The sequence below is a fragment of the Clostridium sp. genome, from assembly GCF_036639235.1.
Classification (GTDB): domain Bacteria; phylum Bacillota; class Clostridia; order Clostridiales; family Caloramatoraceae; genus Clostridium_AB.
This window is the reverse complement of the sequence record NZ_JAVWJB010000001.1, coordinates 105,993-121,822: the sequence shown is the minus strand read 5'-3', so window position 1 is coordinate 121,822 and position 15,830 is coordinate 105,993. Positions and strand designations below refer to the sequence as shown.

At 31.9% G+C, this 15,830-nt stretch carries 17 protein-coding genes; 5 read left to right on the top strand and 12 right to left on the bottom strand.

What is annotated here, in order from left to right; translation table 11 throughout:
- Window positions 1-37 precede the first annotated feature (37 nt).
- A complete protein-coding gene (locus RR539_RS00625; RefSeq protein WP_332474062.1) occupies window positions 38-1,198 on the bottom strand; it encodes an MFS transporter in 1,161 nt (386 codons plus the stop codon).
- Window positions 1,199-1,341: 143 nt separating this feature from the next.
- Between RR539_RS00625 and RR539_RS00620 the strand changes: the two genes are divergently transcribed.
- Genes RR539_RS00620 through RR539_RS00610 form a run of 3 tightly spaced genes read left to right on the top strand, consistent with a single transcriptional unit; the run spans window position 1,342 to window position 4,011 of the window.
- Window positions 1,342-2,373 carry an ABC transporter substrate-binding protein gene (locus RR539_RS00620; protein WP_332474061.1) on the top strand — a complete coding sequence of 344 codons (1,032 nt, stop codon included), beginning with the start codon at window positions 1,342-1,344 and terminating at the stop codon, window positions 2,371-2,373.
- Window positions 2,374-2,393: 20 nt separating this feature from the next.
- A complete protein-coding gene (locus RR539_RS00615) occupies window positions 2,394-3,179 on the top strand; it encodes an ABC transporter ATP-binding protein (protein ID WP_442878370.1) in 786 nt (261 codons plus the stop codon).
- Between the two features lie 28 nt (window positions 3,180-3,207).
- A complete protein-coding gene (locus tag RR539_RS00610; protein ID WP_332474065.1) occupies window positions 3,208-4,011 on the top strand; it encodes an ABC transporter permease in 804 nt (267 codons plus the stop codon).
- Between the two features lie 151 nt (window positions 4,012-4,162).
- Here RR539_RS00610 and RR539_RS00605 read toward each other — a convergent pair whose 3' ends face one another.
- The 4 genes from RR539_RS00605 to RR539_RS00590 all read right to left on the bottom strand — a co-directional run bounded on the left by RR539_RS00605 (window position 4,163) and on the right by RR539_RS00590 (window position 7,513).
- On the bottom strand, window positions 4,163-5,446 hold the full coding sequence (locus RR539_RS00605) for a helix-turn-helix domain-containing protein (RefSeq protein WP_332474060.1): 1,284 nt from the start codon (window positions 5,444-5,446) through the stop codon (window positions 4,163-4,165).
- Between the two features lie 132 nt (window positions 5,447-5,578).
- Window positions 5,579-5,755 carry a YtxH domain-containing protein gene (locus RR539_RS00600; protein ID WP_332474059.1) on the bottom strand — a complete coding sequence of 59 codons (177 nt, stop codon included), beginning with the start codon at window positions 5,753-5,755 and terminating at the stop codon, window positions 5,579-5,581.
- 165 nt (window positions 5,756-5,920) lie between these two features.
- The gene (locus RR539_RS00595) at window positions 5,921-6,310 is read right to left on the bottom strand and encodes a hypothetical protein (protein WP_332474058.1); all 390 of its coding nucleotides are present in this window, start codon (window positions 6,308-6,310) and stop codon (window positions 5,921-5,923) included.
- A 9-nt stretch (window positions 6,311-6,319) separates the two neighbouring features.
- Window positions 6,320-7,513, bottom strand: a complete 1,194-nt coding sequence (locus RR539_RS00590; protein WP_332474057.1) for an FprA family A-type flavoprotein — start codon at window positions 7,511-7,513, stop codon at window positions 6,320-6,322.
- Between the two features lie 140 nt (window positions 7,514-7,653).
- Between RR539_RS00590 and RR539_RS00585 the strand changes: the two genes are divergently transcribed.
- Window positions 7,654-8,703, top strand: coding sequence for a hypothetical protein (locus RR539_RS00585; protein ID WP_332500159.1), 1,050 nt, complete (start codon window positions 7,654-7,656; stop codon window positions 8,701-8,703).
- 94 nt (window positions 8,704-8,797) lie between these two features.
- Here the strand turns inward: RR539_RS00585 and RR539_RS00580 are convergent, their stop codons facing one another.
- From RR539_RS00580 to RR539_RS00550, 7 genes are all read right to left on the bottom strand, one after another.
- The gene (locus tag RR539_RS00580) at window positions 8,798-9,448 is read right to left on the bottom strand and encodes a GntR family transcriptional regulator (RefSeq protein ID WP_332474055.1); all 651 of its coding nucleotides are present in this window, start codon (window positions 9,446-9,448) and stop codon (window positions 8,798-8,800) included.
- 241 nt (window positions 9,449-9,689) lie between these two features.
- Entirely contained in the window at window positions 9,690-10,154 is a 465-nt protein-coding gene (gene def / locus RR539_RS00575; RefSeq protein ID WP_332474054.1) for a peptide deformylase, read from the bottom strand.
- A gap of 2 nt (window positions 10,155-10,156) precedes the next feature.
- Window positions 10,157-10,594, bottom strand: coding sequence for an MOSC domain-containing protein (locus tag RR539_RS00570; protein WP_332474053.1), 438 nt, complete (start codon window positions 10,592-10,594; stop codon window positions 10,157-10,159).
- Window positions 10,595-10,596: 2 nt separating this feature from the next.
- A complete protein-coding gene (gene moaC / locus RR539_RS00565) occupies window positions 10,597-11,073 on the bottom strand; it encodes a cyclic pyranopterin monophosphate synthase MoaC (RefSeq protein WP_332474052.1) in 477 nt (158 codons plus the stop codon).
- A 3-nt stretch (window positions 11,074-11,076) separates the two neighbouring features.
- Window positions 11,077-12,027 (bottom strand): GTP 3',8-cyclase MoaA, encoded by a 951-nt coding sequence (moaA, locus tag RR539_RS00560; protein ID WP_332474051.1) that lies wholly within the window; start codon window positions 12,025-12,027, stop codon window positions 11,077-11,079.
- A gap of 3 nt (window positions 12,028-12,030) precedes the next feature.
- Complete coding sequence (locus tag RR539_RS00555; protein ID WP_332483567.1) at window positions 12,031-13,926, bottom strand: molybdopterin biosynthesis protein; 1,896 nt, start codon at window positions 13,924-13,926, stop codon at window positions 12,031-12,033.
- A 4-nt stretch (window positions 13,927-13,930) separates the two neighbouring features.
- Entirely contained in the window at window positions 13,931-15,130 is a 1,200-nt protein-coding gene (locus RR539_RS00550; protein ID WP_332474049.1) for a molybdopterin molybdotransferase MoeA, read from the bottom strand.
- A gap of 193 nt (window positions 15,131-15,323) precedes the next feature.
- On the opposite strand from RR539_RS00550, the gene RR539_RS00545 reads away from it, so the two are divergent.
- The gene (locus tag RR539_RS00545) at window positions 15,324-15,818 is read left to right on the top strand and encodes a MogA/MoaB family molybdenum cofactor biosynthesis protein (RefSeq protein ID WP_332474048.1); all 495 of its coding nucleotides are present in this window, start codon (window positions 15,324-15,326) and stop codon (window positions 15,816-15,818) included.
- The last annotated feature ends 12 nt before the right edge of the window (window positions 15,819-15,830 follow it).

Here is a 15,830-nt window from a genome sequence, read left to right as displayed (position 1 = left end):
CTACTATTTGTCAACACTTAGGTTAAAAGGTCAAACCTTAAACATTTTCCCTTTTAATTTCCTTTGATAGTACAACACAAATACCAAGTGATATAACAAGTGATATAGGAACTATAAAGAATCCATTATAGGTACCTACTATATCATTTATATATCCTAAAACAAAATTCATACCATTACCTATAATAGATGTAATAGTTAATATTACCCCTAAAATATAGGCTGTATTTGTTTTAAATCTCATATTAATTGCTGTAACTATAACCGGATAAATTAATGAGAAGAATAATCCTGAAATAGCCATAAATATTATTAGCTTTTCTCCTCCTATTAAACCAGTTGATACAAATATTAGTGCTAAAACTATAAAAGTTATAACTGTTTTAAAGTATCCAAACTTCTCTGCTATAAATCCTCCAAAGAATCTACCTACAGCAAATAAGAAGAAGAATATTCCAACATAGTATGATCCCTTATTCTCATCATATGAATACACTACCTTCATATAATTAATAAACCAGGTTCCCATAATAGCCTCTGCTAAAATATAGAATCCTAATGCAAATGAGAATAATAATACAAACTTATCCTTTAAAACCTCTTTTAAAGGTATTATCTTTTTGTTTTTATCTATTTTAATATTTTCCTTTGGGAATTTTGATAATAGTGTGATTAGCATAAGAGCTATTGCTATAGCACCACATATTAAATAAATCTGTCTATAATCATAACCTACTCCAAGTAGGCTTCCTGCTGTTCTTTGACCTGCTGTTACTCCAACCCCATATGAAAAGTGTACTATACCCATAAATACAGCTTGGCTACTTACAAATATAAGTGGTATTAAAGCATTGGTACAAAGTACTGCTGTTGATACCCCCATTGTTAGAAGTAATATTCCAAGTACCAAAATATAGAAACTAGATGATAAATAAATTAAAATTATACCGATAATTGCTGATGTGAAAGCAACAAAATACGTATTTTTATGTCCTGTTTTTTCTACTAATACTCCACCTATGTACTGGCAAACTATATATCCAAGTGATGCTGCTAAAAGCACAATTGATACGTTACTATCAGATATTAAGAATTCTTCCTTAAATGATGGTATAAATATACCCTTCATGTTATCTGAGAAACCTGCAAATAGTATAGATAGGAATACAAGCGACGCTGCTAAATAATATTTCTTCATATTATACCCCTTTACTAATATATACTATATAACATTCTATAAAACTAAACTACAAATTGCAACATAATCCGCCTCTACGTAATGTAACAGATTACGTAATTTTCACATATTATAAACCAATCTTGTTATTTTGGGAGGTTAATATGAAAAAAACTTTAAAACTAACATGCTTTCTACTAATAACAGTATTAAGCATATCCCTACTTGCTTCTTGTTCTAATAAGGAGGAAGAAAAACCTCAAAACAAATCTCTTACAACCATTAGACTTAGTGAGGTTGTACGCTCTATTTTCTATGCACCTATGTATGCATCTATAAGCCAAGGATTCTTCGAAGAAGAAGGTATTAAGATAGACCTATCAACAGCACAGGGTGCTGATAAAACTGCTCAACAAGTATTATCTAAAAATGCTGATATAGGCTTTTGTGGAGCAGAACAACTTATATATCTATATAACCAAGGAAGAGATGATCATGGAAAAATCTTTGCACAGTTAACTCAAAGAGATGGTTCATTCCTAGTTGCTAGAAATGGTGATAACTTTAACTGGTCAGATGTTAAAGGTAAAACTATTATAGGGGGAAGACCTGGTGGTGTTCCTGAAATGGCACTTGAATCAGTTCTTAAGAAAAATGAAGTTACTCCATTTAAAGATGTTGATATTATAACAAACCTTGCTTTCAATGCAACAAGTGGCGCATTTAAGTCAGGTACAGGAGACTATATAGCATGTTTTGAACCTACAGCAAGCCTACTTGAAAAAGAAAAGGCTGGAAAAATTGTTGCATCAATTGGAAAAGAGTCTGGGGAGCTTGCTTATACATGCTTCTTTGCTACTAATGAATATATTGATAAAAACAAAGATGTTGTTCAAGGATTTACAAATGCAGTTTATAAGGGGCAATTATGGGTTAGTAAAACTCCATCTATTGAAGTTGCAAGAAGCATAGTAGGATTTTTCCCTGGTGCTGATGTAGATTCTCTAGCGGCAATCATTGATAGATATAAGGATATAAACGCCTATTCTCCTACTCCAACAGTAAGTGAAAAGGGCTTAACTAACCTTATGAATATTGTTGAAGACTACAAAAAAGATCTTATAGAAAAACGCCCTCCTGTTGGAGATATTTCTACTAATGACTTTGCAAATAGGGCAATAGAAAAGGTTAAATAAATTGAAAATGGGGTGATATTATGGAAAAACTAGAAATAAAGGATATATGTATAACCTATCACACCCTTGATGGAGAAACCCAAGCTGTTAAGAATCTTAATCTAACCATTAAAAATGGAGAGTTTATATCTATAGTTGGTCCATCTGGTTGTGGAAAATCTACTATACTTTCAGCAATTGCAGGACTTATTCCTATTTCTAGTGGCGAGATAACTCTTGATAAAGATATTATAGCCCCATCAAGTAATAAAGCATCTAAAACAAATTCCAAGATAGGTTATATGCTTCAAAAGGATCATCTATTTGATTGGAGAACCATTTTTGAAAATATAACCCTAGGACTTGAGGTTACAAGGTCCGTTAATCCTACTAATTTAGATAGGGTTAATCAAATGCTTTTAAAGTATGGTCTTGCTGGCTTTAAGGATTATTATCCAAACCAATTATCCGGTGGCATGAGACAAAGGGCTGCACTTATTCGTACCCTTGCCATGTCCCCTGATTTACTTTTACTTGATGAACCATTCTCAGCAATAGATTATCAAACAAGACTTGCTGTATCTAATGAAATATATAAAATCATTAAAGAAGAAAAGAAAACTTCAATAATGGTTACCCATGATATTTCTGAGGCCATAAGTCTTTCTGATAGGGTTATAGTTCTTAGCAAGCGTCCTGCTACAGTTAAAAAAATATATGATATTAACTTATCAGTTAAAAATAGAACTCCCCTAACCTCTAGAGAAGCTCCTGAATTTAAGGATTATTTTAATTTAATATGGAAGGAGCTTGATATACATGTATGATAACAGTAAAAACAAATTTGCACTTAATATGTCTGTTCACTCAAAAGAACATATTCAGTATATTAAGCGTGTAAAAAGAAAAAAATTCCTAATATTTTTTACTCAAATAGCTATTTTAATAGTATTTTTTCTACTTTGGGAAGTACTAGCTTCACTTAAAGTTATAGACCCATTTTTAGTTAGTAAGCCAAGTAAAATACTTGTTACTCTTCAATCATTCTATAATGATGGAACCCTGTTTAACCATATAGGAATAACCCTTTATGAAACGGTTATAGGATTTGTACTTGGAACAGTTGTAGGTATTATAATTGCAATTATGCTATGGTGGTCAGATTTTTTATGTAAGGTTCTTGACCCATACCTTGTTATACTTAATGCCCTACCTAAAATAGCACTTGGACCAATTATTATTTTCTGGGTAGGCAATGGTACAACAGCAATTATAATAATCGCTCTTATGATTTCACTTATTACAACTATAATTTCAGTACTTTCAGGATTTCAAGAAGTAGATACGGAAAAAGTTAAACTTTTAAAAACATTTGGAGCATCAAAAATGCAAATTTTAAGATATGTTGTTCTTCCTGCTAGCTTTCCAACTATGATATCTGCACTTAAGATAAACGTTGGCCTATCATGGGTTGGGGTTATTGTTGGAGAATTTATTGCAGGTAAGGAGGGTCTTGGTTTCTTAATTACATTTGGTGGCCAAGTATCACAGCTTGACATGGTAATGATGAGCATCCTTATTCTCTCAGTACTTGCATATATTATGTATGAAGCAGTGGCATTTTTAGAAAAATCTATAAATAGACATAGATCGAGTTAAATTAATCCATTGTTATTTCGACACATTTCGACTATAATTGCAAGTGAAAGTTTAAATTCTTTCTCAATTATTTTTGGTGTAAACCAAATGTAAAACAGGTAAAGGCCTAAAGAATCGGATTGGTCCCCTTTTCTTTATGGCCTTTACTACTTTATTCCTTATATTTAACTTTAAATGCCTTCTTAAAATATCTAAGTGATAATTTATCCTCACCTATTTCCTCATAAAAACTACCTATAAGCATGTAGTAATATACAAGCATTTCCTTATCTTCTAGTACTTCTAAGAAACTTACAAGGGTTAATATTTGTTGTTCTGCACTGTTCATATCACCCTGATTCTTATAAAGCTTATATCTACACTCAAGTATCTTAATACGGGTCTTTGTTGATATATCATTTCTCTCCTCAAGATCCTCAATATCTCGTAGTGCCTTACTAGGCTTTGAACATTTTAATAATCCTTCTATTATTTTTACAATAGTCTCATCGGTTCTCTCTCCTCGAATACTTTTCTTAAGGTCAAGTGCCCTATTAAGATGCTCAAGTCCCTCTTCAATATTAAGTGCAAAAATAAGAAATTCCCCTATTCCCTCTTCAACACCTGCAAGTGCAGCAATATCACTACTTTTTTGGCAGACTTCCTTAGCCCTATTTGCATATTGAAGTGCCTTATCCTTCTCTTTTTTATGGGAATATGCAAGGGCCATAACCATTAGAGTATCTGCATACATCTTATGATCCTCAAATTCCCTTACTTCCTTTTCAACCATTAAAGCATAGTCTACAGCCTTTACATGCTGTGATAACTTACTAAAACACCTAGCCATATTATAATAAATATGTATTCTTATAAGCTTATCATCAATATCCCATGTTAAATATGTTTTTTCTGCTTCCTTAAAATGATTTAAAGCAAGCTTATATTCAAAGCTCTTAAATGATATTTCCCCAAGCAAAAGATATGTTTTAGTAGCTCTAACAAAGCTTTCTTCCTTTAAGAAAATTACTAATGCATGTAATCCATTTTTCTGTGCTTTTTCATAGTCTTCTCTTAAATAAGCAAGAAATGACTTTTGGTAGCTAAATACACCCTTCATTATTTCCACATTATAAATGTCAGCATAATGAAGACCTTTTTCTATATTTTCCTCAGCTCTCAGAAAATTTTTACAATATATTGAAGCCTCTACAATATCCGAATAAAATTTGCACACATCCTCAGCCTGCTTACTTTCACTTTCAAGTAGATATTCAACAGTTGTACCTAATTTTTCTGCTAAATACTTTAATAAATCCTCACTAGGATTTGATTTACCCGTTTCAATAAGACTTATTTGGCCTGGTGTAATTCTATCTCCAGCAAGGTCTTTTAGCTTCATATTCTTTTCTTTTCTTTTTAATTTTACCTTACTGCCTAATGATAATATTTCCACCGACAATCACCTAATTTCTAAAAATTTGCTATATAAGGATTTTATCGACCATTTTCGCCATGTATATAAGACAGTTTTTGAAAATTCTTGAAAAAAATTATAGGTAGATTAATCTACCTATAATTCATTGTCTTATCTCATATTCATAAGTTCAACTAAGTCGGACATTGTCCTCTCTGCTGAATGGGCCATTTTTCTACTAGTCTTAGCTATTCTACGTCTTGTTCTACCACTCATCATTGGAGTTGCCATAATCCCAGCTGCTGCACCAAGCATCATACCTGTAACTATTCCACTTGAAAACTTCATATATAACACCTCACTTAATTGATTGTAATACTATTATGTGTAAATATAATAAAGTTAAACTAGCAAATACTTATAGGTTAATAAAATATATCTAAAAAAATTATAATGTAACTTCCTTACCATTTAGCTAAAACTTAAGTTAATCTATTTTGTGAAACAATGAAACTACTCTTCGATTTCTTCTAAAACCTTTTCGATGTCGAATTCCTTTTCAGAGAAAATTATAATAACTTCACATTTGTTCATTGCTTTTCTTTCGATTTCACATAAAGTAATATCAGCATAAAGTGAATGCTTTTCACATATTTCGTCTATAACCTCTTCTAAATTATCTGCTGCTATATCAAATAGATAAGTTGAGTAAAATTCCTCAAACCACTCATCGTCTCTGTCTTCTCCACATCCATCATTTGCATATTCTATTGCAGCGTCAACTTCTACCTTATCAAACTCGTAAAATGAGTCAACAACATAAAATTCTTTTTTGTAGTTAATTTCGTCTATTTCATTAAGACCTTCTTTTTCTAGTACTGACTTTAGTAATTCTTTGTTCATTTTACACCTCTAAATATTATTTTTATGTATATTGGCAAGTTTTTGACCATATTCAAATGCTTTTTTAATTTCATCTTCAGTTGGCTTAAACTTAACCTTATATCCTGTGTTAATTGGTTTAAAATTAAGTTGAGTTAATCTTTCATTAATAAAATCAATTGCCTCACCACTCCATCCATATGAACCAAATGCAAGTGCTGGAGTTCCATGTATTGCTGTTGGCTGAACACGTGCTAAACAATCCCAGATACATCTTACCGCATCCTGATTTATAGTTGGAGAACCTACAGCAATAGCTGCTGCTCTTTCTATTCTAGGCATTAAATCATCAACTGGATGCTTAGATAAATCAATAACCTCAACCTCATATCCTTCACTTTCAGCACCACGTGCAATTTCATTTGCAATATCCTTAGTATAACCGTATGCTGATGCATATAAAACAGGTATATACTTACTTCCCTTAAAGTCATTATTACTTGACCACTCTTCATAAAGCTTAACAAATAGCTTAGCTCCTGAATTAAGTATTGGTCCATGACTTGTAAGTATTATATCGTAATTAAGCAAACTTATCTTGTCTATTGCAGTTAAAATATTCTTTTTAAATGGTGACATTATTATTTGGTAATATAACTTAAATTCATGTGAAAACTCTATGCCACTTGCATTAAACATAGTATTCTCTGGGCAATAATGACATCCAAATGCATCACATGTAAATAATGCTGATAATTCTTCACAATAGGTAAACATAGTATCTGGCCAATGAAGTAGCGGAGTAGTTAAAAATTTAAGTGTTCTTTTGCCTATGCATAATTCATCTCCATCACGAACTGCCATTGTATTAAAATCCCTATGTATAATCTTCTTTAAATAACCACATCCAACTGTTGAGGCAACAATAGTAATATTCTCATATTCCTTAATAATTCTCTCAATAGCTCCTGTATGATCAGGTTCTGTATGGTTAACTATTAGGTAGTCAATTTCTTTATCTCCAATTATACCCCTAATGTTATTAATATATTCTTCAGTAAACTCTTGCTTGACACCGTCAATAAGAGTAATCTTATCATCAATTATTAAATACGAATTATAAGTAGTGCCATTTTCAAGCTTCATTATAATATCAAACACTAAAAGATCCTTATCTTTTACCCCAACAAAATATAAATCATCTTTTATTTTTATGCTCCCCATAAACTCCTCCTTATAAATTTATATTAGATATATTATACCCTATTTTAAGTGTTTTTTAGAATACAAAGTATATATTAACTTTCATTATTTTTTTAGTTTATACATATATAATATAAAGTTAATTTTTTTAGGAGGACTAAATGATACATATACTTATAACCTTTTTAATTGGAAGTATTATATCCCTACTTCTAGCCGCTCCAAGTAAATACTATTTAGTTATATCTTTAATACCCTTAATAGGTTTTGTTTTAGTTGTTATACTTAAAAAATCAATACCTAAACCTAATAAGTATGTATTTATTTCTATGCCATTTGTAATTATACTTTCTTACCTTTTAACTTCATTTATTATTTTCAGGCCAATAAATATGGAAATGAAGTTTGATTCATCTAAGCTTAAAAGTGAAAATCAGGCTGTTATATTCTACTGCGACGGTGAAATGGAAAAATATATGCCATACTACGCCTCAAAGTCTATATCAGATAAACCTTTAATTCTTAAACCTATTGAAAGTTTTAAAATAAAACTTGGCTATTCTTCAATTAATTATAGTGAGAAGAACAAGGAACTACTTCAAATTTCCAATGAATTTAGAAGTAGTCTACTTCAAAACTCTCCTAAATATTATTATTTAGCCTATAGCACATACTCTCCAAGTCTTAAGGATTCTATATTAAATGCAGCCAAGGATAGGTGTAAATCTATAACTATAGTAAATTTTTCTATGAAAAAAAATACTACTATTATGCTTGAAAATATTAAAACAGAATTAAATTTAAAGGGTATGGATGTTAAAGTATCAAGCCCTGTAATTGATTCTATAAAGTTTGAAACCCTTCTTAACAATAAGGATATTGATAGTAAAAACTTCGAAAATGTACTTGTTTTAATGGATAAAACTGACCAAGAGGTTAAGGATGCCCTATATAAAAAAGGATTTAAAGACTCTAATATATTTATAAATTCTAATATTGAAGATGGTATTAAATCAATAAACAAACTATCTCCAAAGGGTAAGAACCTAGTTATTAACCTACTAGACTTTAAAGGAAGTTTAATTGACAAGGGAATTATTCCAAAGAAATTTAAAAAATCCGAGCCTGTTCAGTATACCCTTATAAGCCCATATACCTATAGAAGTGATATGCTAGAAACCATTGTAAATGAATATAAAAATGCAAAGTAAATTTATTTAACTTATGATTTATATGATATTTTAGGGGTAATTTGAATGTTTATATAATAAAGAAAGGGATAGTTTATCTATCCCTTTTATCTTTCTATTTTAAAACGTTTTTACTTGAGTTTATAACATGGCTTGTTAGCTTTTCCTTAGCAAGTTTCACATCTCTAACCTTAATAGCATCAAGAATTTCCTTATGTTCATTAAGCGAACGTTCCATTCTACCTGGAACAGCTAATGATTCATGTCTAGCAAGCTTAACATATACCTGGAAATCCTTAAGTATATGAAGTAGCACATTACTTCTTGTTGCTTCGTATATAATTTGATGGAACTGTGCATTTAGCTTCTCTATGTTCTCTATGTCCTGCTTATTTGTATAAAACTCTAGAAGGTCATATGTTTCTTGAAGTCTTTTAATAGTTTCATCTGAAATCTCCTCAACTGCCCATCTTGCAGCAAGTCCCTCAAGAAGTAGTCTTATGTTATAAATATCCTGCATATCTTTAGTTGATATACCCTTAACTATAACACCCTTATTTGGAATGCTTTCAACAAGTCCTTCAAGCTCTAATTGTCTTATTGCTTCTCGGACAGGAGTTCTACTAACGTTTAGCTCCTTAGCTAATCTCATTTCAATAAGATTCTCCCCTGCTTTATACTTACCGTTTAGAATGTCTTCCCTTACTTTGCTATATACTTTTCCTCTTAGTGAGTATCTATCCTCACCTGAGCTAAACTCCTTCATCGCTATATGCCCCCTAAATTTTGTAACACTAATCACAAAGTCTATTATATATTCCATAAAATGCTTAGTCAATTTATCTTTCAAGGTATTTTATGAATATTTGTGTAATTGTATACATAAAAACCACAAAATGTTACTTCAAAATTAATCATTGACTACAATTAACTTATCGTAACATGACTAAAACTATTATATACCATAGATTAGTTTTTATAAATAATCTATGGTATATAAATTAAAATTAATTTCTTTCAAATAATTCATAGGCCTTATCTGTATACATAATACCATCTAAATGATCTATTTCATGGCAAAATGCTCTACATAAAAGCTCCTCTGCATAATAAGACTTAATGTTACCATTTTCATCAAGACCTTCTACTTCTAAACGCTTCGGTCTTTCAACCTTCCCACAATAGCCTGGGTAGCTTAAACATCCCTCTTCACTATCCTGCATACCCTTTTTCATAGTTATAACAGGATTAATTAATAAGATTGGCTCAATTTCAGCTGCTTTTAAGTCAATATAGATTACTCTTTTGTTAACTCCAATTTGAGGAGCTGCAAGTCCTATACCTGTTGTTGAGTATAGTGTATCCTTAAGATCCTTAATTAATTCCTTTATATCATTATCAATTTCGGTTACTACATCACTTTTAGTACTAAGGGCAACATGTCCCTTTAGAACTATTTCTCTAACAGCCATTATTATACCCCTTCTACTACAAAAATATCGTCTCCTGGTTTAACTTGTCCACCTTCTAAAACCATAGCAAATATTCCCTCTCTAGGCATAACACAATCACCAACAATTTGTCTTATCTCACATCCATGGTGACACTTCTTACCTATTTGAGTTACCTCAAGTAGAGCCTCTCCCATTCTAAGCTTACATCCAACTGGTAATAATGCAACTTCAATTCCTTCAGTTGTAATGTTTTCAGCAAATACACCAAAATCTAGGTCTATTCCTTTACCTCTCATTTTATCTATACTTTCATTAGCAAGTAAGCTTACCTGTCTATGCCATTTTCCTGCATGTGCATCCCCTTGAATACCATGGTCTACAACTAGAGTTATGCTATCTACCGGCTTTTTAACAACTCCCTTTTTCTCGCTTATGTTAACTGCTACAACCTTTGCCATAATTAGTCCCTCCTAATAAAGTGGCCTGACTTACCACCTTTTTTCTCAAGTAGTTTAAGACTTCCGATAATCATCTCTCTATCCATAGCCTTACACATATCATATATTGTTAGTGCTGTAACTGAAGCAGCATTAAGTGCCTCCATTTCAACACCTGTTTTCCCCCTTGTTTTAACTTCAGCTGTAATATTAATTCTGTTTAATTCCTTATCTATTTCAAATTCAATATTACATCCAGTTAAAAATATATTATGACACATTGGTATAGTATCAGAGGTTTTCTTAGATGCCATTATTCCGCCTACCTGTGCAACAGATAAAACATCACCCTTTTTGATTTTGCCATCAACAATAGCCTCTAGGGTTTCGCTTTTCATTTCGATGTAACATGAGGCAACAGCTACTCTATCAGTATCCATTTTCTCTCCTACATCTACCATTTTAGCTCTTCCTTCATCATTAAAATGAGTAAATCCCATAGTTTATCCTCCTATTCTTACCATGTCTCGTCCACTTTTGCTTATCTTATCTTGATTTAAAGTGTGCTTTTTGTATTTTTTAAGTATTCCATCTCTTAATACACTCGTTAGTTCTTCTTCATTATTAATAAACTCTGATAAATCTATTTCTCCTGAATTATGAAGACAGGTTTTTAGCTTCTTATCACTTGTTATTCTAATACGATTACATAAATGACAGAAATTATGTGACATAGGAGAAATTACGCCTACTCTCCCCTTATATCCATCTATTTTAAATAAATTAGCAGGTCCAGTTCCTTCGTTACCTATACTTTCATACCCAAGGTTTATAGACTCTATAATATTTAAAATATCATCTGACTTAATGCCTTTAAAGTCCTTTGCAGGTCCCATTGGCATAAGTTCAATAAATCTTACATCCATTTTAATATCACGGGTTAGATTAATAAAGTCGATAATTTCATCCTCATTATATCCCTTCATAGGTAGCATATTAATCTTAATATAAATACCAAGTTCCATAGCCTTTTTAATTGAGTCTAAAATACCACTAACACTTGCCCCTGTAATAGTTTTAAATGTTTCGTCTTTTAAGGAGTCAAGGCTAACATTCATTCTTGTAAGCCCAGCCTCATAAAGTCCTTGAAGATGCTTTTTTAGAAGTACTCCATTTGTAGTAATTGCAACATCCTCAATACCATCAACCTTCTTAGTCTCTCTAATAATGTCAACAATATCTGGTCTAACTAGAGGTTCTCCCCCTGTAAACCTGATTTTTTTAATGCCTATCTTTGAGAGGCTCTTAACTATACTTATGATTTCATTAAGAGACATTTCACTGTCACTTAATGGCTTATACCCCTCAGGCATACAATATATACACCTTAAATTACACTTTTCAGTTAATGATATTCTACAATAATCAATATTTCTTTTGTAGTTATCTTGCATAATTTATCCTCCTAGGACAATAACCTCTCCTGCATGGGATAGATCATATCCACCTATTTCACCAATTTTCGCCTTAAATTCACTTGATGAAATAGTTTCTATTAAACACTTAACCCTATAATCTTCTAACATATCCTTAGATATTACTATATCATAGTCTTCACTACAAAGTGGAACAAAATCAAGGTCCATAATCTTTGCAGCTGCAAGAATTCCCATCCCACAATCTGCACTATTACCACTAACCTGTGCTGCAACTGTTAAATGGGTTATCTCTTCTCTATCATAACCCTTTATTGATGATTTGTTAATATTGTTTTTTTCACAAAAATGATCAAGTAACAATCTTGTCCCAGAACCTTTTTGTCTATTAACATATCTCACTCTCTCTAAATCCTTAAATTCCTTTATATTAAGTGGGTTACCCTTTTCAGTTATAAACCCCTGGATTCTCTTTGCAAACTTAATAAGTACACATTCTCCAATGTACTTTTTACAGTAGTCTACGTTATATTCACCAGTATCTGAAAGTAAGTGAATCGGAGCCATATGTGCCTCGTTTCTTCTAATAGATAATAGCCCCCCCATACTGCCTGTGTGGGTAGAACTTAAATAAACTCCCTTATCCTTAAGAAAGTCCATTAATATATCCATAATAACATCATGACTACCTAGTGAAATTAATGTACTTTCAAGGTCTAGATTATCACGAAGAAGATTAACTTCTACTACCTGTGATGCCTCGTACCCTTCAACGTTTCTCGGTACTATAAAATAACCATCTGCACATGTTAAGCTCATAGTAACCCCTGCCCCCTTACCAATTGGGCTAGCAACTACCTTCTCTCCTACCTTCGATAGCTTAACTCTTATAAACTCATCACTTTTAAGAGATGAAACTACCTTTCTAGCTAAGTGTGCATTCATAGTGCTCTTATGATGTATAGTCTTATATATTTTATCCTTAATATAGTTAATTGATGATTTAACTAAAGTATCCATAACAAAGAATGCTGATACAGGATATCCTGGAATTCCAAATATAGGGCACTTATTAACTACTCCAAGACTTGCAGGCTTACCTGGCTTAATTGATATTCCATGGAATAAAACCTCACCAAGACTTTTTATAACATCCTCTGCAAAGTCCCCTCTTCCCTTTGATGAACCAGCATTTAAAATAACCATATCACATTCACTTGATGCTAAAATAACAGCCTTTTTAAGGTCCTCTATATTATCCTTTACAATGTCATATCTAATAGCATTTGCACCATAGCTTTCAACTAGGGCTTTAAATGTCCATGAATTATAATCTACAAGTTCACCTTTTCTCGGCACTTTAGCATCCTGTCCATTAGTCATCTCATCTCCTGTTGGAATAATACCAACAGTTATATTCTTAAAAACCTCAACTTCAGTTATCTTTGCTGCAAGAAGTGATGATATATCAAGTGGTGTAATCTTTTGCTTCTTTGGCATAATCATTTCTCCCATTTGAATATCTTCCCCAATAGGTCTTATATTCTCATATGGAACACATGACTTTCTAATTATAAGATTATCCCCATCCTCTACTATATCTTCCTTCATAATAACGCAGTCAAATGGCTCATTTATTAAATCCCCAGTATCTACTACCTCGTACATATCCTTAGTTAATGTAACAGGAGTATTTATATCTGCTTCTAGCGTATATTTAAAGCATGTTGCAATACCGTCCATTGCAGATGCTATAAAGTGGGGTGATGATATATTTGCAAAGTGTGCCTTATAAGTTATTCTTCCTAAAGCCTCACTTGTTTTGACCCTTTCACTTTGAAGGGTAATATTATCTACTACCTTTATTGCTAAATCCTTAGCTTCTTTAAGTGAAATATTATTTAGATATAATGCCATATAATCACCTCATAACCTTTACTTTTTCATTCTTTAGTATTCCTTCAACGTCTCTATCTATCTTAATTACACCATTACACTTTGCCATAATGCTCATAGCTGAAGACTTTGCATAAAGTGGATATGCCTTCTCGCCCTCAACATATACAGGAAGATATTCCTCTCTCCCCTTAGCCTTATGGTAGTTCTCTGTAATATAGGCATAATGTTCTATTTTAGATGATGTTTTTGAGTGTAGCCTATCAATAAGGGCAGAAACTATATATTTATAGACAATGCTACAAGCTAGTGGGTGTCCTGGAAGCCCTACTATATACTTATCTCTTCCATCTATATTACATTTTGTCATTAGTGTAGGCTTTCCTGGCTTAATAGCAAGCCCATGGAATAAAACTTCTCCAAACATTTCCATTATCTTCTCAGTATAGTCCTTACATCCTGCACTACTTCCACCTGACATAAACACAACATCATTTTCTTTAAGTGCTTTTTCCACTCCATTATAAAGTTCATCTTTACTATCTTTAATAATTCCATAATAGGTTGATATGCATCCATCCTCCTCAAGTGCAAACTTAAGGTATGGCCCATTAGTATCCTTGATTTTGGGTACTGCTATCTTATCTTCAAGTGATAAAAGCTCATCTCCTGTTGATATAATACCAGCTTTAACCTTAACAGATACTGAAACTTCATTAATCCCCATAGATATTAATGCCGCCATATGACTAGATGTTATAACATCACCTTTTTTGAAAATAACCTTACCCTCAGATATATCCTCGTTTTCGGATACAACATGTTGACCCTTACTTGAAGATGTATTTATAAGAATCTCATCTCCTAAACTTTCAGCATCCTCAATCATAACTATGCTATCTGCACCAACTGGAAGCATTCCTCCTGTTGGAATATAGCTACATTCCATATTATTTATTTCATATTTTGGTTTGTTTCCTATTTCTATTTCTTCTTTAAATTTAAGTATTGAAGGCATGGTTTCACTACATAAATATGTATCACATGACCTTACAGCATATCCATCTACTGACGAACGTTTAAACCCTGGTATATTAAGTGGAGATACAATATCCTCTGCAAGCACTCTTCCAAGGGAATCTAGAATATTAACATTCTCAACATCCAATTCCTGTATATTGCTTATTAAATCCTTAAATTCTTTTGTTGATATTACTCTAAGCATTTTAAACTTAACCTACTTCCTATGTTATAATTCTTATAAAGTAAATTTTGAAAGTAATTAAAATTATTTTATACAAATAAGTATATAATATTTTAGTAAATAATTATAGCCAAATAGGGGATAATTGATAATATTTATCTATGGAAAATAATACTCATTTTCTATATAATAAGAATATAAGGGAGGTTTTAATATGAATGCAGCTATTATAACAGTAAGTGATAAGGGTTCTCGTGGAGAGAGAGTAGATACAGCAGGACCTGCTATTAAAGAACTACTTAAAACAATTAATTGCACAGTAGAAGAATATATAATTGTACCTGATGAGAGAGATATTATAGCAAATACTATAAAAGATATGGCATCAAAGGATATTAATCTTATATTTACAACTGGAGGCACTGGGTTTTCTAAACGTGACGTAACACCTGAGGCTACACTTGATGTAATAGAGAGGGAAATACCAGGTATTCCTGAGGCTATGAGATATAATTCAATGAAAATAACTCCAAAGGGAATGTTATCAAGATCACGTGCTGGAATAATTAATAACTCTATAGTTATTAATCTTCCTGGAAGTGAAAAGGCTGTTCGTGAAAACCTTGAAACAATTCTTCCAGTACTAGGACATGGAGTATCAATTCTTCTTGGCACAAAAACTGAATGTGGAGTTCCATATAAGAAATAAAAAAGAGGCTAT